This window comes from Chryseobacterium mulctrae (assembly GCF_006175945.1).
Lineage (GTDB): Bacteria > Bacteroidota > Bacteroidia > Flavobacteriales > Weeksellaceae > Chryseobacterium > Chryseobacterium mulctrae.
The window spans coordinates 2,219,960-2,244,799 of sequence record NZ_VAJL01000001.1 but is presented as its reverse complement, the minus strand read 5'-3'; the positions used below and the strand labels follow the sequence as shown (position 1 = coordinate 2,244,799).

Annotated in this window: 24 protein-coding genes, 2 tRNA genes and 1 pseudogene; 13 read left to right on the top strand and 14 right to left on the bottom strand. The window is 34.3% G+C overall.

What is annotated here, in order from left to right; genetic code table 11:
- Positions 1-40: 40 nt before the first annotated feature.
- Both FDY99_RS10210 and FDY99_RS10205 read right to left on the bottom strand, forming a co-directional pair.
- Complete coding sequence (locus FDY99_RS10210; RefSeq protein ID WP_139421233.1) at positions 41-1,828, bottom strand: T9SS type A sorting domain-containing protein; 1,788 nt, start codon at positions 1,826-1,828, stop codon at positions 41-43.
- Between the two features lie 138 nt (positions 1,829-1,966).
- A complete protein-coding gene (locus tag FDY99_RS10205; protein WP_139421231.1) occupies positions 1,967-4,498 on the bottom strand; it encodes an ATP-dependent Clp protease ATP-binding subunit in 2,532 nt (843 codons plus the stop codon).
- Between the two features lie 151 nt (positions 4,499-4,649).
- Here FDY99_RS10205 and FDY99_RS10200 point away from each other — a divergent pair, with 151 nt between their 5' ends.
- The 5 genes from FDY99_RS10200 to FDY99_RS10180 all read left to right on the top strand — a co-directional run bounded on the left by FDY99_RS10200 (position 4,650) and on the right by FDY99_RS10180 (position 8,386).
- On the top strand, positions 4,650-4,874 hold the full coding sequence (locus FDY99_RS10200; RefSeq protein ID WP_139421228.1) for a uroporphyrinogen decarboxylase: 225 nt from the start codon (positions 4,650-4,652) through the stop codon (positions 4,872-4,874).
- Positions 4,874-5,971: a glycosyltransferase gene (locus tag FDY99_RS10195; RefSeq protein WP_139421226.1), complete on the top strand. Its 1,098-nt coding sequence runs from the start codon at positions 4,874-4,876 to the stop codon at positions 5,969-5,971. Before FDY99_RS10200 ends, FDY99_RS10195 begins: the two co-directional genes overlap by 1 nt.
- Before the next feature lie 123 nt (positions 5,972-6,094).
- Entirely contained in the window at positions 6,095-6,514 is a 420-nt protein-coding gene (locus tag FDY99_RS10190) for a SufE family protein (RefSeq protein ID WP_074230590.1), read from the top strand.
- A gap of 2 nt (positions 6,515-6,516) precedes the next feature.
- Positions 6,517-7,482: a glycosyltransferase family 9 protein gene (locus FDY99_RS10185; RefSeq protein ID WP_228448768.1), complete on the top strand. Its 966-nt coding sequence runs from the start codon at positions 6,517-6,519 to the stop codon at positions 7,480-7,482.
- A 4-nt stretch (positions 7,483-7,486) separates the two neighbouring features.
- Positions 7,487-8,386 (top strand): glycosyltransferase family 2 protein, encoded by a 900-nt coding sequence (locus tag FDY99_RS10180; protein WP_139421224.1) that lies wholly within the window; start codon positions 7,487-7,489, stop codon positions 8,384-8,386.
- A 153-nt stretch (positions 8,387-8,539) separates the two neighbouring features.
- Here FDY99_RS10180 and FDY99_RS10175 read toward each other — a convergent pair whose 3' ends face one another.
- The 4 genes from FDY99_RS10175 to FDY99_RS10160 all read right to left on the bottom strand — a co-directional run bounded on the left by FDY99_RS10175 (position 8,540) and on the right by FDY99_RS10160 (position 10,299).
- Positions 8,540-8,986: a JAB domain-containing protein gene (locus tag FDY99_RS10175; protein WP_139421222.1), complete on the bottom strand. Its 447-nt coding sequence runs from the start codon at positions 8,984-8,986 to the stop codon at positions 8,540-8,542.
- Positions 8,987-9,006: 20 nt separating this feature from the next.
- Positions 9,007-9,387: a hypothetical protein gene (locus tag FDY99_RS10170; protein WP_139421220.1), complete on the bottom strand. Its 381-nt coding sequence runs from the start codon at positions 9,385-9,387 to the stop codon at positions 9,007-9,009.
- Positions 9,388-9,438: 51 nt separating this feature from the next.
- Positions 9,439-9,732: a hypothetical protein gene (locus FDY99_RS10165; RefSeq protein WP_139421218.1), complete on the bottom strand. Its 294-nt coding sequence runs from the start codon at positions 9,730-9,732 to the stop codon at positions 9,439-9,441.
- A gap of 108 nt (positions 9,733-9,840) precedes the next feature.
- Positions 9,841-10,299, bottom strand: a complete 459-nt coding sequence (locus FDY99_RS10160) for a hypothetical protein (RefSeq protein WP_139421217.1) — start codon at positions 10,297-10,299, stop codon at positions 9,841-9,843.
- Positions 10,300-10,616: 317 nt separating this feature from the next.
- On the opposite strand from FDY99_RS10160, the gene istA reads away from it, so the two are divergent.
- Positions 10,617-12,167, top strand: coding sequence for an IS21 family transposase (gene istA / locus FDY99_RS10155; protein ID WP_139418575.1), 1,551 nt, complete (start codon positions 10,617-10,619; stop codon positions 12,165-12,167).
- Between the two features lie 12 nt (positions 12,168-12,179).
- A complete protein-coding gene (istB, locus tag FDY99_RS10150; RefSeq protein ID WP_139421215.1) occupies positions 12,180-12,917 on the top strand; it encodes an IS21-like element helper ATPase IstB in 738 nt (245 codons plus the stop codon).
- A gap of 131 nt (positions 12,918-13,048) precedes the next feature.
- Here the strand turns inward: istB and FDY99_RS10145 are convergent, their stop codons facing one another.
- The 5 genes from FDY99_RS10145 to FDY99_RS10125 form a co-directional block, all read right to left on the bottom strand.
- Entirely contained in the window at positions 13,049-13,651 is a 603-nt protein-coding gene (locus tag FDY99_RS10145) for a DEAD/DEAH box helicase family protein (protein ID WP_139421213.1), read from the bottom strand.
- 49 nt (positions 13,652-13,700) lie between these two features.
- Entirely contained in the window at positions 13,701-14,894 is a 1,194-nt protein-coding gene (locus tag FDY99_RS10140) for a site-specific integrase (protein WP_317129823.1), read from the bottom strand.
- A 324-nt stretch (positions 14,895-15,218) separates the two neighbouring features.
- A tRNA-Val gene (locus FDY99_RS10135) sits at positions 15,219-15,293 on the bottom strand.
- Positions 15,294-15,323: 30 nt separating this feature from the next.
- Positions 15,324-15,398 (bottom strand) — tRNA-Val (locus FDY99_RS10130).
- 42 nt (positions 15,399-15,440) lie between these two features.
- Positions 15,441-16,685 carry a bifunctional folylpolyglutamate synthase/dihydrofolate synthase gene (locus tag FDY99_RS10125; protein WP_139421210.1) on the bottom strand — a complete coding sequence of 415 codons (1,245 nt, stop codon included), beginning with the start codon at positions 16,683-16,685 and terminating at the stop codon, positions 15,441-15,443.
- A gap of 182 nt (positions 16,686-16,867) precedes the next feature.
- Here FDY99_RS10125 and FDY99_RS10120 point away from each other — a divergent pair, with 182 nt between their 5' ends.
- The 5 genes from FDY99_RS10120 to FDY99_RS10100 are packed head-to-tail and all read left to right on the top strand — an operon-like array spanning position 16,868 to position 21,086.
- Positions 16,868-18,214, top strand: a complete 1,347-nt coding sequence (locus FDY99_RS10120; RefSeq protein ID WP_139421208.1) for a TolC family protein — start codon at positions 16,868-16,870, stop codon at positions 18,212-18,214.
- 1 nt (position 18,215) lies between these two features.
- Complete coding sequence (locus FDY99_RS10115) at positions 18,216-18,806, top strand: SprT-like domain-containing protein (protein WP_139421206.1); 591 nt, start codon at positions 18,216-18,218, stop codon at positions 18,804-18,806.
- A 2-nt stretch (positions 18,807-18,808) separates the two neighbouring features.
- Positions 18,809-19,888, top strand: a complete 1,080-nt coding sequence (locus FDY99_RS10110) for a mannose-1-phosphate guanylyltransferase (RefSeq protein ID WP_228448767.1) — start codon at positions 18,809-18,811, stop codon at positions 19,886-19,888.
- Positions 19,889-19,921: 33 nt separating this feature from the next.
- The gene (locus FDY99_RS10105; RefSeq protein ID WP_139421204.1) at positions 19,922-20,584 is read left to right on the top strand and encodes a hypothetical protein; all 663 of its coding nucleotides are present in this window, start codon (positions 19,922-19,924) and stop codon (positions 20,582-20,584) included.
- Complete coding sequence (locus tag FDY99_RS10100) at positions 20,547-21,086, top strand: GNAT family N-acetyltransferase (protein ID WP_139421202.1); 540 nt, start codon at positions 20,547-20,549, stop codon at positions 21,084-21,086. Before FDY99_RS10105 ends, FDY99_RS10100 begins: the two co-directional genes overlap by 38 nt.
- Positions 21,087-21,175: 89 nt before the next feature.
- On the opposite strand, the gene bcp is transcribed toward FDY99_RS10100, so the two are convergent.
- Complete coding sequence (bcp, locus tag FDY99_RS10095) at positions 21,176-21,622, bottom strand: thioredoxin-dependent thiol peroxidase (RefSeq protein WP_139421201.1); 447 nt, start codon at positions 21,620-21,622, stop codon at positions 21,176-21,178.
- A gap of 33 nt (positions 21,623-21,655) precedes the next feature.
- Between bcp and FDY99_RS10090 the strand changes: the two genes are divergently transcribed.
- Entirely contained in the window at positions 21,656-22,285 is a 630-nt protein-coding gene (locus tag FDY99_RS10090) for an endonuclease III domain-containing protein (RefSeq protein ID WP_139421199.1), read from the top strand.
- A 97-nt stretch (positions 22,286-22,382) separates the two neighbouring features.
- Here the strand turns inward: FDY99_RS10090 and FDY99_RS10085 are convergent.
- Positions 22,383-22,819 (bottom strand): annotated as a pseudogene (locus FDY99_RS10085) (DinB family protein).
- 90 nt (positions 22,820-22,909) lie between these two features.
- Complete coding sequence (locus tag FDY99_RS10080) at positions 22,910-24,706, bottom strand: DUF885 domain-containing protein (protein WP_139421197.1); 1,797 nt, start codon at positions 24,704-24,706, stop codon at positions 22,910-22,912.
- Positions 24,707-24,840: the final 134 nt, after the last annotated feature.

Genomic DNA, 24,840 nt, shown 5'->3' with positions numbered 1-24,840 from the left:
TATAAAAAAGCATCAGAAAAATTCTGATGCTTTTGATTTATCATTTAATAATTAATTTAAAGCTTTTTATTAAGGTTTTAGCTGTATTTTTTATTGACAGAATATAATTTCCTTTTGAAAGCTGACCTTCAAGGTTAAAATGCTCTTCTTTGTTTTTTTGAAGGTTTCTAGAATAAACTAGTCTTCCGGAAATATCATTAATACTTATGATATGTGGTTCTTTATTTAAAACAGACCCTTTTAAACAGAAATTTCCATTATTCGGATTGTTGTAGAGAACAATATCTTCAGAAGAATTTATTTCAGAAGTAGATAGAAATTTCGGATTGAATTTAGCAATAAATCCGGAACGTCCCATTGTAACTCCTGCAGGATAAATAATTCCTTGCTGGTAAGCATTTGTTGATGTAAAGCCGTTGTTTCGATAAGTTGCTCCATACAGATAAAATCCAGGGGAAAATTTTGAAAAACTACACCTTGCATCAACAGCTCCCAAAGGGTTATTAACATTACCTCCGTAGTAGGAAATAAAATCTGGCTGTCCATTATTGGTATTCAGAATACCAAAAAAGAGATCCTCGCTATTCGCGTTAGGTTTTGTGCTGACAAAAGCTCCAGGAGTTGAAATATTATAATTTCCCTGATTTAATCCAGTGAAAAGTAATTTACCATTTTTTATATCAAGACCTCTGTCTCCACTGTAAGAATCATATCCATCAGTTCCTATGTATGTACTCCAAACTCTATTTCCAGAAAGGTTGAATTTTGTAATAAACATATCAAAGCCATCGGTAGTTTGATGTTTATAAGCACCTTCCATGGCATAATAAATATCACCCATCACACCAAAAGTCATTCCTGTTACATAGACTCCTGTTTCGTCCGCTTTTATATCAGAAAGACCTGCATCAAGCGTATTTCCTGGGGTACCATAATAGGTTCCCCAAACTCTTTGTCCTGTTATTCCATCAATTTTTGAAATAAACTGCCCTCCTTTTGCGGTCTGAAAAGTATTGGGTGAAGATAATGTTGATTGTGTTGTTTTTAAATCATTGTGTCCAAAAATGTAAAGATTATTTTCATAAACTGTTATTCCGTTTATTGAGCTGGAGGGGGTATATGTTGCCCATAATTTTTGACCTTGTGGATTTAATTTTAGAATATATGTGTTAGGTAAAAGTGCTCCGGAGGTATCATAAACATGCTCAAAATTCTGCTGAAAAGTGCCCGGATCTCCTAAAGTCTGCCATTTGGTATGACCAGTGATATAAATATTCCCGTTATTGTCTACTTCAAAATTATTATATTCTCCGGTATTGGGAATGTAGGTTTTCCATAAGAGATTATTATTGATATCATATTTAGCAAAAATTACATCTGTAGACTCGTTATTGTTTGGTTGCCAGGCTCCGGAAGGAAGCGTTGTATAAGCTGTAATATTATTCTCAATATCATATCGGTTTCCAAGATCATCTCTGAAATAAGTTGCTTGTTTTGATGTAGGTAAATAATATGCTTTATATTCTGCTTGTAAGAGATTTCCTGAAGATGAAAACTTGCCATATAAGTTATTAGAATTATTTCCGGTATATGTTTGACCTCCAGGAGTTACAAACTGATTATAATAAGAAACAGGAGTGATTCCTCCAGTAGGACTTAGATAAGTTGTTATAACATCTGCGGATATATTATTTGAGCTATCTTCATAAATCCCTGTAAGGTAAGAATTTGTTCCACCAAAGTAAGTCGCCCAATCTCTTTCATAGTTAAAACCTTGGGCAAACAGACTTGAAGAAAATAACAGAAAAAATAGATTTTTTGACCTCATATTCAATTAATATTTTTATGATTATTAATGGTTTATACAAAAATACAAACAATTGTGAATTATCATAATCTATTATTATAAAAATAACAAAAGCATCGAGAATTTCCCGATGCTTTTATTTATAATTAAATTAATTATTTAAGATTGTGACTTTTCTGCCGATTTTTTTGGCTTCGAAGTTTTTCCTTCCAAACCGTCTTTTGCTTCATTTACATCTAAAGTTACTGTTTCGCCTTCAGTCAATTGCTTGTTTACCAGCATTTCTGCCAATAAATCTTCAATATATTTCTGAATAGCTCTCTTCAATGGTCTTGCACCAAAATCTTTGTCCCAACCTTTTTCTGAGATGAAATCTTTGGCTTCGGTAGTTAGATCTACTTTGTAACCTAATTTTTCAAGTCTTGAATATAGTTTAGCCAATTCAATATCGATAATTTTAGAAATATCAGTTCTTTCAAGAGAGTTGAAGATCACAATATCATCAATTCTGTTCAGGAATTCCGGAGCAAACGCTTTTTTAAGAGCATTTTCAATCGTACTTCTGGTTCTTGAATCTGAACTGGTTTTCTTAGCGTTGGTTCCAAATCCTACACCATCACCAAAGTCTTTGATGTCTCTTGTTCCGATGTTTGAAGTAAGGATGATAATTGTATTTCTAAAGTCAATTTTTCTGCCTAAACTGTCTGTTACGTGACCTTCATCTAAGATTTGCAACAAGATATTGAATACATCCGGATGCGCTTTTTCAATCTCATCTAAAAGAACGACTGCATAAGGTTTTCTTCTTACCGCTTCAGTTAATTGTCCACCTTCTTCGTATCCAACGTATCCCGGAGGCGCACCAACCAATCTTGAAACTGCAAATTTCTCCATATATTCACTCATGTCAATTCTGATCAAAGCTTCGTCAGAATCGAAGAGTTCTCTTGCCATTACTTTTGCAAGCTCAGTTTTACCAACACCGGTTGTTCCTAAGAAAATAAATGTTCCAATTGGTCTGTTCGGATCTTTCAATCCCGCTCTGTTTCTTTGGATAGCTTTAACCACCTTTTTCACAGCGTCTTCCTGACCGATAACTTTTCCGTTCAGGTTATTATCCATTCCGGCCAATTTATCAAGCTCATTTTTACCAACTTTCGTTACAGGAACACCACTCATCATAGAAACTACTTCTGCCACACTTTCTTCAGATACCGTTTCTTTTTTCTCTTTTACATCTTTATCCCATTGATCCTGCGCAGAATTCAACTCCATTTGTAAACGCTCTTCTTCATCTTTCAGCTTTCTTGCTTCCAGATAATCCTGAGCTTTTACAGCTTTTTGCTTTAATTCTTTGATGTCTTCAATTTTCTTTTCAAAATCGATAATGGCAGTAGGAACTTTCATGTTTTTAATGTAAACACGAGATCCTGCTTCATCCATCGCATCAATCGCTTTGTCCGGTAAAAATCGGTCTGTAATATATCTTGATGTCAAATTGACACAAGCCAAAATTGCTTCTTCTGTGTAAACTACATTGTGGTGCTCTTCATATTTATCTTTGATCTGATTCAGAATTTGAATCGTTTCATCGATAGAAGTTGGCTCCACCATTACTTTTTGGAATCTTCTTTCTAAAGCTCCGTCTTTCTCAATATACTGACGGTACTCATCAAGAGTTGTAGCACCAATACATTGAATTTCACCTCTTGCTAAAGCCGGTTTAAACATATTTGAAGCATCTAAACTTCCTGTAGAACTTCCAGCACCAACAATAGTGTGTAATTCGTCAATGAACAAAATGACATCACGGTTCTTTTCAAGCTCCGTCATGATCGCTTTCATTCTTTCTTCGAATTGACCACGGTATTTTGTTCCGGCAACCAAACTCGCCAAATCTAGCGTGATTACTCTTTTACCAAAAAGAACTCTCGAAACTTTTTTCTGCTGAATTCTTAAAGCTAAACCTTCAGCGATGGCAGATTTACCAACACCGGGCTCACCAATCAACAACGGATTGTTTTTCTTTCTTCTTGATAAAATTTGTGAAACTCTTTCAATTTCTTTCTCACGACCGATTACAGGATCTAATTTTCCGTCTCTTGCCAAAGAAGTAAGATCTCTACCAAAATTATCTAAGGTTGGAGTTTTACTTTTTGAAGAACCCAGATTTCCTGTAGGCTTTCTCATCTGCTCAAATTCTTCTCTGTCATCATCATCATCGTAAGCCGAATTCTGAGGTGCCTCTCCGGAATTTTTAAGCATTGTTTGATATTCTCTTGAAACTCCTTCATAGTCAATATCGTAAGCTCCTAAAATACTTGAAGTAGGATCCTCATATTTATATAAAATGCCCAAAAGCAGGTGAACGGTATTGATCTCGTTGCTTTTGTATTGTCTGCATTCTAATTCTGCACGCTTAATGGAATGATCTGCCATTTTCGTGAATGAAATATTAGTGACTTCCTCAGAAATAGGATTTAGACTTGCTGTATTTAAAGTTTCAATTTTTCTTCTGATCTGTGTTAAATCGGCATTAAGCCCTTGAAGGATTTCTTTTGCAGAGTTTTCTGTTTTTATAATACCTAAAAGTAGATGTTCTGTATTAAGAAATTCACTTTTCAGCCTTTTAGCTTCATTTTTGCTTTGCTTGAACACTTGGCTCAAACCTTGTGAAAACTTATAATCCATAATATATCTCGTTAGAATAAAAGCAGAATTGCTTTATATTCAATATCTAAATTACAAATATTTTACCAAAAACCAATTAATGACTTTATGGCAGAAAAATATTTTTTATCTTATTGAAAATGACTAAGTTTGTTGTCCTTAAATATTCCTCATGAGTCCTGAAATTGTCAATTACATCGGCTATGCTGCTTCAGTTTTTATCGTTTTGAGTTTTATTCTTAAAGATTTAACCAAAATCAGGATTGTCAATTGTATTGGTTGTCTCTGTTTTGTCATCTACGGAATTTTTAGCGGAATGCTTTGGCCGGTTATTATTCCCAACGGAATTATTTGCTTTGTACAGGTGTATCATTTACTCATTGTAAAGAAGAAATAATGGCTCGAAAAAAAATATTAATTTCTGCATTCAGTAATCTTTATACCGACCAAAGAATTGAAAAAGTTTGTAAAACGCTACATGAAAACGGGTATGAAATTGAATTAATAGGCAATAATTGGGGTGGGGAAGAAGCAATGATCCGTCCATATCCTTTTTCAAGAATAAATATTATTTCTAAAACTTTAAAGACCGCTTATTTTGAGTTTAACTGGATGCTTTATTGGCAGCTTTATGAAAAAGCAAATGAGCATACGATTCTTCTTGCCAATGATTTGGATGCTTTACTGCCTAATTATCTTTTAGCTAAAAAATTAAATATTCCGTTAATATTTGACAGTCATGAAATTTTTTCTGAAATGCCGGCTGTTCAAGGGAAAATGTCTCAGAAATTGTGGCGTTATCTGCAGAACAAAATTGTGCCGAATTTAAAATTCATGATGACGGCGAGCGGAAGTTATGCAAAATGGTTTCAGAATAAATATGGAATCAATCCAACCGTCGTTCAGAATGCGCCAATAAAAATTGATTTTTCAATAGAAATTCCAGAAAACAAGCCGAAAATACTTTTATATCAAGGTGCAATTAATCCATTTCGAGGAATTAATAAAGCTATTTTGGCAATGCATTATCTTGAAAATGTTATTTTTAAAATTGCCGGTGACGGACCTAAGAAAAAGGAATATGAAGATTTAGTTTTAAAAGAAAATCTTCAGGATAAAGTTCAGTTTTTAGGAAAATTGCTTCCGGAAAACTTAAGAGAAATCACATTAACGGCTGATGTTGGAATGAGCATCGAAGAAAACGGCGGTGAAAGTTATGAATTTTCACTTCCTAATAAGGTTTTAGACTGTATTCAGGCTAGAGTACCTTTAATTCTATCTCCACTTCCTGAAATGCTGAATATTAAAAATCAGTTTGATGTTGGAGAAATTATCAAAAACCATCAACCCGAAAATATAGCTGCAGCAATAAATTTAGTGTTAAATAAAGGGAGAAAAAACTATCAATTAGAACTGAAAAAAGCTTCGGAAATTCTTTGTTGGGAAAATGAAGAAGTGAAATTGCTGGATGTTTTTGAAAAAGCTTCTCGATAAGATTGTTATTAAAATTATTAAACTATTGTGATTACGAATTTCACTAATCTTAATGGTTCAATTAATTTTCTACAAAACTAAAAACTCTAAAAATTAGTATCTTTGCAGAAAGAAAGTATAGAAATGACCATTAAAGAAAAACAGCAGGAAATAATCGACGAATTTGCATTTCTTGAAGACTGGGAACAGAAATATGAATACATCATAGATTTGGGTAAAGAACTGAAAGGTCTTCCGGATGACAAGAAAACCGATGATAACTTAATCAAAGGTTGTCAAAGCAAGGTGTGGATTGATGCTGAATTTAAAGATGGAAAACTATTTTTCAATGCAGATTCTGACGGAATTCTTCCAAAAGGAATCGTTTCTTTGCTGGTAAGCATTTATAGCGGTCATTCTACCCAGGAAATTCTTGATTCTGATTTTGAATTTATTTCTGAAATCGGATTGCAGGAATTTTTATCTCCTTCAAGAGCCAACGGATTGATGGCGATGACCAAGCAAATCAAATTTTATGCAGTCGCATACCAACTGAAATCTTAGTTGTGACCAGAATTTTAGCATACCGTTTTTCCGCTTTTGGTGATGTCGCTATGACAGTGCCTGTTTTTCGGGAGTTTTTGGAACAAAATCCAGAAGTTGAAATTGTGATGGTTTCACGGAATAATTTTGAGAGCTTATTTGCTGATATTCCGAATGTTATCTTTCATGGGATTGATCTTGATGATTATAAAGGTTTTCTCGGAATAAGAAGGTTGGGTAAAGAATTATTAAAATTATATCACCCAGATTATATTGCTGATTTACATGATGTTATCCGTTCTAAAATCTTAGATAAACTTTATGTGAGAAAGGGTTTAAGGGTTTTTAAAATAAACAAAGGAAAAGAGGAGAAAGAAAACCTTACGGATGTCTGGAATTTAGATAAAACTCAATTAAAAAGAACGGTAGAACGTTATGCAGATGTTTTTCGGGATATGGGTTTTAAAGTTGAACTTTCGCATCAGTTACGACCAAAATCTAATCAAAAATCAGGAATTGGTTTTGCGCCATTCGCTCAGCATAAAGGAAAAATGCTTCCTTTAGAGAAGTCTTTTGAACTTGTAAAAATTTTAGCAGAAAAAAATACCGTCTACTTCTTCGGAGGCGGAAAAAAAGAAACAGAAACTCTTAAAAGTTGGGAAAAACAAATTCCCAATACCAAAAGTTTGGCAGGAAAACTTAATCTTTCAGAAGAACTAAACCTAATTTCTCAGCTTGAAGTAATGATTTCGATGGATTCGGCTAATATGCATTTAGCCAGTATTGTAGGAACCCGTTGTGTTTCAATTTGGGGAGCCACTCACCCATATGCAGGGTTTTTAGGTTTCGGCCAAAGCGAGAATGACGTGGTTCAGATTAATGATCTTACGTGTAGACCCTGTTCGGTTTTTGGTGATAAAGAATGTTACCGTGGCGATTGGGCGTGTCTGGAAGAAATCAACGTACAACAGATTATAGACAAAATTTAACAGAATGAAGATTTCTGTTTGCATTCCGGTTTATAATTTTGATGTAAGAGAATTGGTTTATGATCTTAAAAAAGAAATCGAAAGCGATTCAATTGATGCTGAAATTATTCTTATTGATGACGGTTCAGACGAGAATTTCAAACAAATAAATAACGAACTCAATCATCAGGTAAATCAGTTTATTTTACTTGAAAAAAATATTGGAAGATCCAGAATTAGAAATCTGTTTTTAGATTATTCAAAAACGGAATATCTGCTCTTTTTAGATTGTGACGGAAAAATTATTTCTTCAAATTTTCTTAAAAACTATGTCAATCTTTTAGATGAAAATTCTAATATAGCTGTTGTTTATGGTGGAAGAAAGGTTTCAGAAAAGCCGTCTTCAGAAAAGCATATTTTAAGATGGAAATTTGCTGTAGAGCGAGAAAATTTACCGTTAGAAAAGAGAAAAATAAAACCTTACTTAAGCTTTCAGACAAATAATTTTCTGATTAAAAAAAATATCTTTGAAAGCATTAAATTTAATCCTGATCTCCGGAAATATGGCTATGAAGATTTGGTGTTTTCAATGGATTTAAAATCAGCAAAAATCCCGGTAATACATATTGATAATCCGATTTATAATAATGACGTAGAAGAGGGGAGTGTTTATTTGAAAAAGGTTGATGAGTCTGTGGAGAGTCTTCTGCTCATGCTAAATAATCAAGCATTAAGCCCTAAATTATCTGAAATAAAGCTTGTAAAAGCATATGAGTCTGTTCATAAAAAAGAATTAAAATTTCCTGTTTTAATTTTATTTAATTTTTTTGAAAAATTTCTGAAAAAGAATTTACTTTCCGGAAATCCTAATCTCAAATTTTTAGATCTATATAAACTTGGATTGATGCTTAGAAAATCAAGATAGCATTAAAATAAAAAACTCTCAGAAAAATCTGAGAGTTTTTGTGGGCCCTGAGGGATTCTCCACAATCTTTATTTTCTCTTTATTAATAGTAGTTTCAAAGCTTTCTTGATTTTGGGTATGCCTAAAAGGATGCCTTTTTTGTTTCATTACTTCCTACAACATTCCATCATCACCAAAACTCATGTAGCTTTCTTTTGTGATGATGATACTGTCAAGAAGAGTAATCTCGAGGAGTTTACAACTTTCATTCAATTTCTTAACTATATCCAGGTCTGACTTACTTGGGTTAAGGTTTCCACTTGGATGATTATGTATCAATATTAATCCTGTAGCTAAACATTTTAATGCTACTGAAAGTATTAGCCTGACATCTACTAAACTTGAATTTATACCACCCTTTGAAAGGTTGTAGATTCCCAATACTGTATTTGATTGGTTAAGTAGAATCAGTTTGACTTCTTCCTGCATTTCTATTGTTCTCTTATCCCATGCTTTTCTGATTATTTCTACAGCATCACTACTGGAGGCAATTTTTTGTGATTGAATTAACCTGGGGTAATATGAGACTTGTATTTCTGAAACTTGTGGTTCTGTATTCATGTTTGAATTTTGATTAAAAATTAGTATTTGTAAAAGCTGTCTAAAACTTTATTCTGATACATCAGGACTGTTAAGCCTGTAATTTCTGAATAAAAAAGCTTCAAGGTTAAATTAACTGTGAATGTAACATTCAGTTCTTCCAACTTTCTTTTCAAGGTTTTTACTTTGTCTCCTCTGTAAAGCAACTCTACTCTCATCAATACATCAGCATTAAAATAAAGAAATATATGCTTTGTAATTAGCCCCAGAACTTTACTGTTATCTCCAAAATACTCATAGGATTCCAAGGATAAGTTATTCTCAAGAAACTCATAAGGAGGAATTGATATAACCTGGAACTCAAAGGAGTCATATTCTGTTCCAAGCTCAAACTTTAAATGATTGTATATGTCATTATTCATTTTGTTTTAAAATTAAAAAACCACCTGTATTAGGTGGTTTGTAGTAAGTTGTTAAAAGATGTCAACATCAGGTTCGTCATAGACTGTAATAATTTTATATCCATCTAGGTAGCCATTTTTGATGTTAATTTGGTAATGTGTACCAACTACTTGTGGACAGATAGGAATAATGTAGGTAGGAACTAAAATCTGACAGTCCAGCCAGTCATGATAGGTTTTCTTACCATCAACAATCAATTCTTCATTATCTGCCCTTTCATATTCCTTATAAAATTTACTGTACATTTCACATATCCACAGCTTACCTTTATTCAGTTCCCAGGTAATTACTGAGTTACTAAACATAGTGGAAAATGAAACAAATGTTATAACTCCATTTTTAAAGTCATCTTCAAGATTGATGTTACCTGGAGCATTGTAATAGTGAATAGCTTGCAAGGTCATCTTTAGATACTATTTATTTATTCTTTTATCTAATGAATAACCAATTCCTGAAAAAATGGCTAACGAGGAAAAAAATATTAGATAATTAAATCTAAGTCTAGTCATTGCATAATCACTGCTGTTGTTTTTAGCCATTTCCTCATATTCTGCTGTGCTAATTCTTACACCATTAGAAAATTCATTACTGGACAAATAATATTCAGTATCACTAAACAAATATCCACAGATTAAGGCTAAAAAGATTGCTATTATAGCACCATAAATATATCTGTCAGATTGACTAAGAAATTTTAACCTATTTATTGGAGACATTGATTTTTGTGTTTTATTTTTTGTTTCTATTGAAGTCAAAGACACATTGTTTCTGGCTTTTGGCTTAAAGATTAGAAATAATATTAATGCAGGAAATCCCAATACAATTAAAAGGATTAAAACATGTTGAAAGCTCAATGCTAAAGTTGTTATCATAAGTTATAGTCATTTATGTAGTTAACAAATATACTAAAGTTATCATTATTGATAACCTAGTCATTATCATTTATGACCACTTTTGAAATGTATTACTCACAAAGTAAAGTATAGAAAACCATAGTTCTTTATGGTATTGGAAAAGACGGTCAAATTGACCACCTAATTTCGGAGTAAATTGACCACTGATTTCGGAGCAAAGTGACCACCACTTTCCGGTCCAAAATGACCACCTGTTATCTGGGTTATATTTGAGATAAAAACGACTTGATTTTTTCATGATGTTAGCGTCATACATTCGTTAAAAAAAGCGGATTATGGCAAATAAAATAACAGACATGAGTAAAATTAGAAAAGTCATAAAATTCTACAGCACTGGAAAGAGCAAGTTATTTATAAGCAGCTATTTATCCCTTTCCAGAAATACCGTTAAAAAATACATCTCATTGTATGAGATTCTGGGCTTAAACCTTGATGCGATCAATGCCAAGACAGATGCCGAGCTGGAACTTTTGTTTTCCAATACCACCGCGGAGTCCATTAGCCCCAAACTACAGTCCCTGTACGATTTTTTCCCAAAGATGGAACGTGAGCTCAAAAAGGTAGGAATCACTATCCATCATATGTGGGAGCAATATCTTGCACTGCATCCTGATGGTTTTCAGAGTTCACAGTTCCGGCATCATTACAAGATATGGGGCAAGCGTGTGAACCCGGTGATGCATATGAATCACAAATCCGGTGATAAGATGTATGTCGATTATGCAGGGAAAACACTCTCCATTATTGATAAGGAAAGCGGGGAGCTTAAAGAAGTTCAGTTTTTTGTAGCTATTCTGGGAGCAAGCCAGTACACGTATGCTGAAGCCTCTATGAGCCAGCAGAAGGAAGATTTTGTACGTTCTGTAGAAAATGCCATCCGCTTTTTTGAAGGCACACCGGCAGCGATCGTTCCTGATAATTTAAAATCCGCAGTGATCAAAAGCAGCCGTTTTGAACCCACCATCAATGAGACCCTGGCCGATCTGGCCGAACATTATGAAACGACCATCTTGCCTGCCAGGGCTTACAAACCGAGGGATAAATCCTTGGTAGAGGGAGCGGTAAAGATCCTGTACAGAAGGATCTACGCCAACCTTCAACAGGGATCCTGCGGCCTGGATGAACTAAATAGTGAGATCTGGGATCTGTTGGACTCTCATAACAAACGCAAGCTCACAGGACGCCCTTACTCCCGCTACGAGCTGTTCCTGGAGGACGAGAAGCAGCAGCTGCGCCCACTGCCTGAGCGTCGTTTTGAGATCAGGTACCAATCCTTTGCAACAGTGATGCAGAACGGGCACGTACAGTTGAGCCGGGATAAGAACTACTACAGTGTTCCGTACCAGTATATCAAGAAAAAGATCAAGATCCTATACACATCTTCCACTGTGGAGATCTACTATAAATACAACAGGATCGCGATGCACAGGCGCAATTACAAGCCTTATGTCTACACGACCATTACAGAACATTTAGCCAGCACCCACCAGTTCGTGGCCGGATGGAGTGCTGCCCGCTTTATCGATTGGGCAAACAGTATTGATACTGCAGTGGGAGAATATATCCTCCAAATTATCGACAGTCGGAATCATCCCGAGCAAGCTTACAAAAGCTGCCTGGGAATCCTGAACTTCGAAAAGAAAGTAGGAAGAGAGCGATTGATAAATGCTTGTAAACGGGCATTGGATTTTAAGATCTACAGCTTTAAGACCGTACAGAAGATATTGGAGAACAATCTGGATCAGATGATCGATCCGGAAAAAGAAGAAAAGGAGCAGGAACTGCCTGATCACGGCAACATCAGAGGAAAACAATATTATCATTAAATATCAACAGTTATGAACGAACCGACAGTGAGCAAAATGAAGCAAATGAAGCTTTACGGCATGCACAATGCCTTTAAGACCGCTATTGAAAGCGGAAGGACAGACCATTATACCCTCGACCAGTTTATATCGATGCTCATCGATGCCGAATGGGATGAGAGGCACAACAGGCGCATAGAGCGAAGCATCAAAAATGCAAAGTTCCATTACAGGTCCAGTATTGAAAGTATCAACTTCGATGACACCCGCAATCTCGACCGTAATCTGGTAATGTGTCTTGCAGGATGTGAGTTCGTAGAAAAAAATGAAAACATCCTGATCACAGGAAGTACAGGCGTGGGTAAAAGTTACCTGGGAACCGCATTGGGCTATCAGGCCTGTATCGAAGGCTTCAAGGTCAATTATTTTAATACTTCCAAGCTGTTTGCCAAACTAAAAATGGCAAAAGCAGACGGGTCATACCTGCGCGAACTTGCAAAAATACAAAGACAGGATGTGATCATCCTTGATGATTTTGGTCTTCAGGCTTTGGACAGTGCCAACAGGATAACCCTTCTGGAGATCATAGAAGACCGTCACAACAACGGATCCATCATTGTAACATCGCAGATCCCGGTGCAGGGCTGGTATGACATTATTGGTGAAAAGACCATTGCCGATGCTATTCTGGACAGACTTATACATCAGTCTCACCGCCTGGAACTCCAGGGGGAATCTATGAGAAAAAAGAGAGGAGTTAACAGGGAGTAATTATTTATTATATTTGAATACTAATTGACACATGAAAAACAAGAGTTTTTATCAAATTTAAGGGTGGTCAATTTAAACCGAAATTACCTGGTCACTTTGAATTGAAATTGGGTGGTCAATATCACTGGAATTTACAGATAAAGCATGAACTCTTCCTTAAAGTTTTGGATTGCATCATGAATCTCATCATAAATGAAAAATACTTCAGAATTGTCTTTAAATGACTCCTCAATGATATTATCAATATACAGTCTTTTTGCATCAGAGTTTTTAAAACCATCTTCTCCAGGGTTGCCAAGTAATGTATTAGCTGTTAAAACATGAACTCTTTTGTCCTTGTAAGATTCTTTTTTATTTCTTCCTAGATTTGAGTAGCTGTAAATATCATTCTTAGGTATATTCCCCACCTCACTAATATCTGTTACATACTGTTCTACCAAGCTTACAAATGGTGTAGCTACAATTATTTTGCTCTCTGGTTTAATATCATAGATAGCTTTAATAAGTTTTATGATAGCATAAGATTTTCCATATCCTACAGGAGCATTAACGACTACAGTCTTTTTGTCTGATATACCTATGACTCGTCTTAAGGCATCAAAAATATAACCATCATCATTGGGTTCTATAATTACTTTTTCTTCAACATCAAACCCTGCAGAAATGAAATCTTCAGGATTAATTTGTTTGTACTCAATTGGGAAGTCTTGAAAGTGTTGGTTTGGTAGTTTCATATGGGTAATAACTGCTCTGTAAAAATAATACAAAGCAGTTAATTAGGAGTTACTCTAACCTAAAATTTAGCTTACTCATCTCCTCACTAATCTTCTCCTTCACAATCTTAGCATAGTGCTGCTGAGTAATCCCAATCTCAGAATGACCAAGTAGTTCAGAAACTATTTCCATTGGCACATTATTAAAGAGTAGGATAGTTGATGCAAAGGTCTTTCTTGCTATGTGGTGTGTTAGGATTTTATCTATTCCCACAATCTCAGCTATCTCCTTTAGATAAGAGTTGAACCTTTGATTAGAAACTACAGGTAACAACTGTTCTTCAATTCTGTACTTATCTAAGATATCAGAAGCTTTTGTTAGTAGAGGAACTTCATAACTTTTCTTAGTTTTCTGTCTTCTAATATAAAGCCATTTGTTATCATCAAATCCAGTCTGAATATTACTTTCCTTTAATGTTGCCATTTCAGTATAAGCTAAACCTGTGTAACAGCAGAAAATAAACATATCTGCTACTTGTTGTAATCTTTCAGATGCAAATTGGTGCTGTTCCAGATTTCTTAACTCATCTTTAGATAAGAAAACTATCTCTTTTTTAGGCTTCTTACCTTTGTAAAGTAGGAAAGGGTCTTTAGGTAAGTAATCTAATGCTACAGAAAGTTTCACAATCTGCCTGAATCTTTGTAAAGTCTTGTAGATTGTATTCTGCATAAACTTCTTTTCAGTTTTCAAGTAGAACTCAAATTCTGTGATAAATGCCATAGTCATATCTTTTAACAGGTAGTCTGACCTATTGTATTTCTTATTAATGAAAGATAATACATGAGCTTGTGTCTGATAGAACTTTGCTACAGAGACTTTAGTAGTTGATATTCCTATTAGTTTTTCTTGTTTAGCAATATGTAAATGGAACATTTCCTTGATGGATTTATCAAGCTTAACATTCTCACCTTTAAATTGGCTGTAAATATCATCTACACTAAATTCCTTTTCCTGAACTTGTAGGAACAAAAAAGCCTGATTAATTTCTTGTTTAATCAGGCTTAGTTGGGTGTTGACTTGGTTGTTTCCTTTGTTAGGAGGATGGGCTTTCTGTTTTGAAGCATTCCAATATTCTGGGTTGATAAAAATACCAGTTGAGAAAGGTTTTCTTTGTTTGTCTAAAGTGATTCTACATTCAATAGGACATAGACCTTTTATGTTAGCTTTGTTTCTTCTTAGTAGAAATAGTATTGAGAGTTTCATAGTATTCATAGGGGTTAAAATGGGTAACCTAGACTTGGAGTGGGTAACCTAATGGGTAACCTGAGTATAATTTTTTTAGTGATTTTTAGGAGCAGAATTTTGCTCTTTTTAACCTAAATTTTAGGATTAAAATGAAAGTAGAATGTCTAAAAAATGAAATGGGTAACCTAGTGCAAAAGTGGGTAACCTAAAAGTATGCCTCAAAATTCCAAAAAGAACTTAAAAACACCCTTTTCAAGAATTTCCACAAAATTTTAAAACCCCTGTAAACTCCCATGAATAGGTATAAAATAAAAAACTCTCAGAATAATCTGAGAGTTTTTGTGGGCCCTGAGGGATTCGAACCCCCGACCCTCTGGGTGTAAACCAGATGCTCTGAACCAACTGAGCTAAGAGCCCTAAATTTTATAAAAGTTTTAGGAACTTTTGTGGGCGATGAGGGATTCGAACCCCCGACCCTCTGGGTGTAAACCAGATGCTCTGAACCAACTGAGCTAATCGCCCTCTTCAACGTTGCCGTTGTTTAGAGTGGTGCAAATATACGACTTATTCACAAATCTCCAAATTTTTTTCTAAAAAATCTCCAACTACAAAGTTGCTTCCGCCAATAAAAATCATTTCTTCATTTGTACATTCTTGTTTTGCAGAAAGATACGCTTCTTGTACAGAATCGAAAATTTTATAATTTATTTTTGAATTAATTAATAAATCTTCATAGTCTTGAGGGTGTCTTCCTCTGTTGATGGATGGTTTTGCAAAATAAAATTGGGAATTTTGAGGAAGTAAGTCAATTACATCATCAATTTTCTTGTCATTGACAAATCCTAAAACAACGTGTTTGTGTTTTTCAATAGAATTTAACTGTTCAAAAACCGATTCCAAGCCGGCTTGATTGTGCGCTGTGTCACAAATTGTCAAAGGATTTTGAGAGAATTCAAACCAACGACCAATAAATCCGGTGTTTTTATGAACCGATAAAAGTCCAGTTTCAATATTTTTATTTGAGATAGAGTAGTTTAGTTTTCTTAATTCTTCAATTAAGCTTAAAACAACCTTAATGTTTTTATTTTGATAATTTCCTTTCAAATCTGATTTTAGCTCAGTTTTTAAAACAGTAGCATCGATAAATTGAGCGTTTTCTTTAACAGCTTTGTCTTTAATAATGTTTTTTGCAATTTCATTATTATCTCCGAAAATTATTGGGGTATTTGCTTTTATAATTCCTGCTTTTTCGAATGCAATTTCTTCGACAGTATCTCCTAAAATATTCTGATGATCGAGTTGAACATTTGTAATTGCTGCAACCAAAGGTTTGATAATATTGGTTGAATCTAATCTTCCGCCCAATCCGACTTCAATAATCGCAATATCTACTTTTTGCTGAGCAAAATATTCAAATGCCATAATTGTTGTAAACTCAAAAAAAGAGGGCAGAATATCTTCCGGAAGCTTTTTTAGTTTTAAAATGAAATTATAGACAAACTCTTTATCGCAATTTTTACCGTTAACTTTAATCCGTTCTGTGAAATCAATAAGATGCGGCGAGTTATATAAACCTGTTTTGTAACCTGCTCCTTGAAGAACTGAAGATAGCATATTGCTGGTAGATCCTTTCCCATTGGTTCCTCCAATATGAATGCATTTTATTTTATCTTGCGGATTATCAAAAAATGCGCAGAGTCTTGTGATGTTTCCAAGTCCCGGTTTGTATGCTTTTTGTCCATCTATCTGATAGTTTGGCGCCTGAACGAAAAGCCATTCTACAGCTTCCTGATATTGTGCGTTTGTCATGATGCAAAATTCTCAAAACTTTCATTAAAATGAAACAATAATTTTCTAAATCTGTAACTTTTTTGCAATCTTTACGTCTAATTTGAATAAAGCCAATTTAAAATCGTTATTTGCAAGCTTTCTCACCAAAATAATCAATTGAAAATAACGGCTCCATTTGAAAAAAAATTAAATATTTCCTTATGAAAAAAGTTTTGACGGTAGTTTTGGGATTAGCCTTTGCAGGATTAAACGCTCAGCAGAAATGGTCTTTGCGTGAATGTGTAGACTACGCAGTAAAGCATAATCTTCAGGTGATTCAGAATGAATATTCAAAACAGATTCAGGATTCTAATCTTAAAATTGCCCAAAAGAATTACCTTCCTTCTGTAAATGCAAGCATGGGAAATAATGTAAGTTTTGGGCAAGCTTCTTTGGGAACGACAAGTATCCGAAACGATCAATTCAGTAATTCGGCAAACATTGGAGCTGATATTTTAATTTACAATAATGGAAGGCTTGAAAAAACAATCAGGAAGTCTCAGTTTGATGTAGAGGCAAGTCAATATGATATTGAAACCATTAAAAACGATATTTCGCTTCAGATTGCTCAACAATATTTAACGACTTTACTGAACAAGGAAATCGTAAAGATTTCTCAGAGCGCAACAGAAAATGCAAAAAAACAATTTGATAGGGCAAAAATAACTACAGAAGTAGGAACAACGGCTCAAACAATTGTTGCAGAAGCAGAAGCAGCTTGGGCAAGAGAAAAACAAAATTTAAAGACAGCTGAGATCAATGTAGGAAGAAGTCTGTTTGCTTTGGCGCAATTACTTCAGCTAAAAGAATACAAAGATTTTGATGTGGAAGATGTGGAAGTTGATGATAAATTAACTCCTCAATTGTTTTCTGTAGATGATGTTTTAAATTTAGCCTACGAAAATCAACCGCAAATAAAAGCGGCGCAAAGCAGAATAAAATCTGCAGAAACCCAAACAGAAGTTACTAAAACGGCATTTTGGCCTACGCTTACTGCGAGTGTAGGGGTTGGAACTTTTTATAGGAATTTATTGAATACAGATAATGCAGGGTACGACCAATTTGGAAATGCCACCAAAGAGCCTGGTTTTTTTCAGCAGTACAAAGATAATTTTGGACAACAAGGTGGGATTAGTTTAAATATTCCTATTTTCAATAAAGGAATTACCAAACTTCAGGTAGAGCAGTCGAAAATTAACGAAAATATTGCCAAAATTACTTTAGAACAGCAAAAACAAACTGTAAGACAAAGTGTTCAGCAAGCTCAGTTTGATGCAGATGCTAATTATGAAGTGTATCTTGCTGCAGTAGAAGCCGAAAAAAGCACGAAATTGGCTATGGAATTTGCAGATAAAAGTTATGCAGCAGGGCGTACAACAATTTACGATTTAAATATTGCTCGAAACAATTATGCAAACTCTCAAGGCTCGGTTCAACAGGCAAAATTTAATTATCTTTTCAGCCTTAAATTATTGAATTTCTATTCAGGGATTCCGCTAACTTTGTAAGATGTCTATTCAGTCTTTAGAAAAATATTTACCTCAAAATACACTTTTGTATTTAAAGAAATGGTTTTCAGATTATTCTATTCATATAAAAGTTACTAGAAACCGAAATTCGAAGCTTGGAGACTACCGGAAGTTACGTGATAATTCGCACGAAATTAGCATCAATTCTACATTAGCCCCGCAACTTTTCTTTTTCGTATTAACTCACGAATTAGCACATCTCATTGCCTTCGAAAAATTCGGTAGAAAAATTTCTCCGCATGGTAACGAATGGAAACATACTTTCAGAGAAATGCTTTTGGAAAGTGCAGATGTTTACGATGAAGATCTGAAGCCGATTATAACTAAGTTTTCACGGTCTCCGAAAGCCAATTTTATGGCAAGTCCGGATCTCGTAAAATATTTTCATATTGAAAATCAGAATGATGATGAGGTTTTTATAGAGAAGCTTAGCAAGGGCGAAAATTTCATCTATCGAGAACAAAAGTATTTGTTGGAAGGTCTGATTAAAAAAAACTATCTTTGTATGAATCTGGCTACAGGACGAAAGTATTCTTTCAAACCTTTGGCTAGAGTGAAAAAATGCAGTTAAATATGTTAAAATCAGATAAATACTGTGTGATTATGGCGGGAGGAATCGGTAGTAGATTCTGGCCTCTGAGCACACAGAAATTTCCCAAACAATTTCAGGATATTTTAGGAACGGGTCGTACCATGATTCAGCAGACTTATGACAGAATCAGTAAGGTTATTCCTAAAGAAAACATATTTGTAATTACCAACAAAGAGTATGTAGCGCTTTCTCATCAGCAATTACCGGAAATTCCTGAGGATAATGTAGTGGGTGAGCCTTTGATGAAAAATACGGCTGCATGTAATCTTTACATGGCAAATAAAATTGCAGAAATTAATCCCGATGCTACGATGATTGTGCTTCCTGCAGATCATTTAATCTTAAAAGAAGATGTTTTTTTGGAGAAAGTAGAATTGGCATTTGACTTAGCTTCTACTCATGATTATTTAGTGACTTTAGGAATTACACCAACGAGACCAGATACAGGTTACGGATATATCCAATTTGTTGAGAAAAAAGATTCAGACTATTATAAAGTTAAAACTTTCACAGAAAAACCTATTCTTGAAATTGCCAAAAGTTTCCTTGAAAGCGGAGATTTCCTTTGGAATGCAGGAATTTTTATCTGGAATGTAAAATCTATTCACAAAGCTTTTGAGATGTTTCTTCCAGACATGACTCAGCAGTTTATGGCTTGCGAATACAATGCAAAAGCAGAGGTGAGCTGTATAGAACTCATTTATCCTAAAATTCAAAAAATATCAATCGATAACGGGATTTTAGAAAAAGCTAAAAACGTATATGTAATTCCGGCTGATTTAGGCTGGAGCGATCTCGGAACCTGGACTTCGGTTTTCGAAAATAGCGATAGAGACGAAAATGAAAATGCAGTCAATATAAAAACAGCGCTTACCTACGATTCTACAGGAAATATTATTCATGTAAAAAATAATAAAGCAGTTGTAATAGACGGTTTAAAAGATTTTATCGTTGTAGATACAGATAAAGTACTTTTAATCTGTCCAAGAGAGCACGATCAGCAGATTAAAGAATACGTTTTAGATTTAAAAAGCCTTAAAAAAGGAGAGAAATTTATGTAAATATTGGCATAGTTTCTGTCCGTATTTCAAACTATGAAAAAAATTACAATTCTTACTTTTCTTTTTTTCTTATTAGGAATCTCTGTTTTTTCTCAGGAAAAGAAAAAATTCTCAAATATTGATACCGTGTTGGGTAAAATTGTTCCCAATAGCAAAGTTGATTTTTGGGTATTGGTTAATAACAGTTATGGCAAAAATAAAGAAGTAAAAGTCTCAGGAACCAAACAAGATTATCTTCCTCAATTTGTGGGGTTTAATTTCAGACCGGGACAAGAAAGTTTTTACTATATTGTTTCTTCTGTAGGAGGGAAAATAAGCTATTTGACTGATCTAAAGGAACTAAAAGAGTTTATCGGAAAGGTTGATAACGTTGAAGAAGCTGCATTGTCTGCTGTTTTGGATGGTTATTTAATAGATGAACAATTTGTTGATATTGCCGCCAATTATTACACTGACGCCACTAATTATTACTTAGATCTTGGAAAGATTACCTCAAAAGAGTGTCCTTATCAGAAAACACATTTTACATTAACGGTCAATAAATCTACAGGCATAGTTTCGAATATTAAAGATAACGGAACATACATTGAGGTTTATACTAAAAACTGTACAAATAACCCACGTCTTTTAAAAATAGAAAAGAAAGAAGAACCTAAAGATGAGCCAAAAAAACAACCTGCCAAAAAAAGAAAATAATTTCTACGAAACAGAAAGGCTTTTAATTCGACCTGTTTCTGTAGATGATGCTGATATTATTTTTCAGCTTTATAATATGCCCAATTTTATAAAGTTTATTGGAAATAAGAACATCAATTCTCTCTCTGATGCCGAGAATTATATTAAATCTAAGTTTTTACCGCAAATTGAAAAACGAGGATTCGGAAATTATATTCTTGTTTTAAAAGAAGGAAATCAGAAAATCGGAAGTGTGGGAATCTTCGAAAGAGAAGGTTTAGATGTTGCAGATATCGGATTTTCTGTCCTTGAAAAATTTGAAGGCAAAGGTTTAATGTTTGAAGCCGCTCAGAAAGTAAAATCTGTCGGGATGGAAGATTTTGGTTTAAACAAAATTTCTGCAATCACTTCAAAAGACAATTTTTCTTCTCAAAAATTAATCGAAAGATTAGGTTTAAAATTCCAAAAATATGTAACGCTTCCCAATGAAGATGAAGAGTTGATATATTACGAAACAGAATAACGAAATACTAAAATCACAAATGTTTTCACGAATAAACACAAAATATGTATGAAATTAGTGAAAACATTTGTGAAAATTTGTGTTTAAATTTATTCCAAAATCTGTGCAGCTGCTGTTTTAGAAGTCACCTTTTCAATAACCCTCGTGCAAATTCCTTTTTCATCGAAAATAAAAGTAGTTCTCACAATTCCCATGTAAGTTTTACCAAAAGTTTTTTTTTCTTTCCAAACCCCGAATTTCTCAATAATATCACGGTTTTCATCAGCAATCAGATCATAAGGGAAAGCAAATTTGCTGTGGAAATTTTTCTGCTTTTTCACGGTATCTCCACTGATTCCTAAAAGCTGAAATCCTGCTTGTTCCAATTGCGAATAATTATCGCTCAAATTACACGCTTCTACCGTACATGTAGGAGTACTTGCTTGCGGATAAAAGAAAATAACTAATTTTTTTCCGAGTAACTTTTCAGAATTAATTGTTTCTCCGTCCTGATTTATTCCTTCAAATTGTGGTAATTGGTCTCCAACTTTCAGCATAATGATTTATTTTTGTTCAAATTTAATGGTTAAATGACAAAAAAGCAAAGAGCCACACTCATTCAGGAAGAATTAGAAAAATTATATCCTGTTGTTCCTATTTTTTTAGATCATACAGATGTTTATACTCTTATGGTTGCTGTTGCACTTTCTGCGCAAACTACCGACAAAAAGGTAAATGAGGTAACTCCAGAACTTTTCGCTGTAGCAGGAACACCGCAAAGAATGGCTAAACTGGAGGATTTTGAAATTAAAGAACTCATCAAAGAAATCGGACTTTCGAATACAAAAGCGAAGAATCTGAAAAAAATGGCAGAGCAACTTTTGGAAAAACATAACGGAATTGTCCCTCAAACGTATGAAGAACTGGAAGAATTGGCAGGAGTGGGACACAAAACGGCTTCTGTAGTGATGAGTCAGGGTTTTGGATTTCCTGCTTTTCCCGTCGATACACACATTCACAGACTGATGACGCAATGGAAGCTCACTTCCGGGAAAAACGTTGTAGAAACCGAGAAAAACGCCAAAAAATTATGGAAAGAAGAGTTTTGGAATAAACTTCACCTTCAGATTATTTTCTACGGAAGAGAATATTCTCCGGCTAGAGGAAAAGGCGAGAAAGATTTTATTACTAAAATGCTGTTCGAAGAAAAAGATAAATAATATAGCCACTGTAAAAATTCCCCTCCAATGGAGGGGTGGATAAATTTTCAAAGAAAATTTAGACGGGGTGGTTAAATAATAAATAGTTTTTAAAAAATCACTCAACATCCAACAATCTCCTATGATAGTTAATTTGCCCCAAATGATAACCCAAATGTCCAAACAAATGAATCAGAAAATATTCTGTAGTCATTTTATAGCCTAAAGCTTCAATCGGATATCTTCCTCCGATAATTGATCAAGCGAAGAATGTACAACCTCAATCGTTTTTTCAATTTTCTCAACCAATTCCGTTCTCGGAACATTCTTTAATGAAAATTCAAGCTCTCTGTTTCTTACATACCCTGAATGTCCCAATATTGATCCGATAAAATGATTGATATTTCCAACCAGATGAAGCGATAAATTTCCAGCAGAATTGAGAATTTTTTTATCAATTTTCCAGATTGCTTCTTCGTTTTGATATGCTTCTATTTCTTTTTTTAATTGGTTTAAATCTCTTGTGAACAATGATTTTATACTTTCTGTAATCATGACATTTAAATTTTAATGAAAAGATAATGTTTAATAACTAAAAAGACGGCTTGCTTAGTCAAACCGTCTCATTTTATATTTAATAGCTTCTTACTTCTGCTTCGTCGCCCAAAGCTCCATTTTTCTGTTTAAAACATCCAAAGGAAGACAACCCTGACTCAAAACTTCATCGTGGAATTTTGCCAGATTAAATTTATCGCCCAATTCTTTCTGATATTTTTCTCTCAGTTCTCTGATTCTTAAAGATCCGATTTTGTAACCTAAAGCTTGTCCAGGCATTGCCATGTATCGTTCAACTTCTGCAGTTGCTCCTGCTTCATCGTAAGCAATATTGTTTAGGAAATAAGTAATTGCATCTTCTCTTGTCATTTTTCCGGTGTGAATTCCGGTATCAACAACCAAACGAACGGCACGAAGCATTTGATCGCTTAGGTATCCCATTTTTTGGTAAGGATCTGTGTATAACCCAAATTCCGGACCTAAAGTTTCGCAATAATGCGCCCAACCTTCACCATAAGCTCCAAACCAGCCGAATCTCATGAATTTTGGGAGTTTTGTATTTTCCTGTTGCAGAGAAACCTGATAATGATGTCCCGGAATCGCTTCGTGTAAAAAAAGAGATTCCATTCCTGAAGTAACGTTGAATTTTGATGGATCAGGAAGTGGCATATAGAAAATTCCCGGTCTTTTTCCGTCGGGAGTTCCCTGGATATACTCTGCGCTTGCACTTGCTTCTCTGAATTTTTCGGTTTGTCTGATCTCAAACTTAGTTTTTGGCGTTACGCTGAACATGGTTTTCAGCTTCGGCGTTATTTTAGCTAAAATCCCATTGAAACCATCCAAAACTTCTTTTGAGGTTTTGTAAGGCATCGCTTTCGGATCTGTTTTTACAGAATTGATAAATTCTTCAAGCGTTCCTTTGAAGCCAACTTGTTGCTTTACCTTTTCCATTTCACCACGTAACATAGCAACTTGTTGTAATCCTATTTTATTAATTTCTTCAGGCGTTTTATTGGTTGTTGTCCAGCTTTTAGCATAATATCTGTAAATGTTGTCTCCTTTAGGAAGGTTGTTGTAACCGTCTGTTTCTCTGGATTTAGGTAAATATTCTTTTTCTAAAAACTCACCCATTTTTGTATACGCAGGAATGATATTTTTTGTAATCGCCTCTTTATACAGTTTGGTAAGTTTTTCTTTTTGTTCTTTGCTGAAGCTCTTTGGAAAGTTTTTTACAGGTCCGTAGAAAATATTCTTTTCAAAATCTGGCGTGATGATTTCTTCAGCTTTCATCTGAGGAATCATTTTTACCACCAATTTTCTTGGTAGAACGACCTTATTATTTATTCCTTCACGGAAATTATCTGCAGCTGCATTCATCCATTCAGGGAATTTTTCCATTCTTTTTAACCAGTCTTCATAATCTTTTTCTGTATTGAAAGGCTGACTTCCTTGTCCGCTTCCATACAAAGGAAAGTTTAGCGGTAAACCTGTAAACTGGCTGAAAGGAATATATTCAGGGTGATATGCGTAAGCTTCAATTTTATCTTTTAAAGTATAATCTAAAACATCATAAACTACTTTGTCTTCATCCGAAAGACTATTATAATCTACATTTTCAAGCTGTTTTTGGATGGAATTATAAAAAGCAACTTCACCCAAAATAAAATCTTTGTCAATATTGATCGGAAGCTGATCATTATACCTCAAGTCTCCTTGTGAAGTAGCTTCTAAAGGATAAAGCTTCAAATATTGCTCATAATAATTAGACGCAATAGAATCTATATTGGTAGGCGTAACTTTCGTTAATGGTGAATCTGATTTTTTGCATGATGAAATGCTCACCGCCAATCCGAGACCGATTATGGTTTTAAATAAAATATTTTTCATAGATAATCTTTACCTTTTATTTGTAAGATGAAATACAATGGTTGTTACAAAATTTTGTTTCAGCATTTTATGCAAACGAATAAATAACAAAAATAACCAATATTGTAGATCAAATTCGTTTTAAATGTAGATTT